This window comes from Bacillus cereus group sp. N12 (assembly GCF_016483575.1).
GTDB lineage: Bacteria > Bacillota > Bacilli > Bacillales > Bacillaceae_G > Bacillus_A > Bacillus_A toyonensis.
Window position 1 is genome coordinate 1 of sequence record NZ_JAEHBO010000225.1, and the last position, 268, is coordinate 268.

Sequence of the window (268 nt, forward strand, 5' to 3'; positions counted from 1 at the left end):
CCTACCACCGCCACCGCTACCCCCTTGCGGATCTGCATTTTTTCCATGTTGATAACCGCATCCGTTCTTCCCTTGCTGATTTTCATTATTTCCTTGTTGAGACCCTCTTCCTTTGTTCCCTTGCTGATTCCCATTATTTCCTTGTTGAGACCCTCTTCCGTTATTCCCTTGTTGATTCCCATTATTTGCTTGATGAGACCCTCTTCCGTTTTTCTCTTGTTGATTCGAATAATTTTGTTCTTGTGAAGAACTTACTTAATTATCTTCT

1 pseudogene is annotated in these 268 nt (G+C 41.8%); it reads right to left on the bottom strand.

The annotated features are described in order from the left end of the window. Positions 1-182: pseudogene (locus tag JDS92_RS30715) on the bottom strand (hypothetical protein); the annotation flags it as partial. Positions 183-268: the final 86 nt, after the last annotated feature.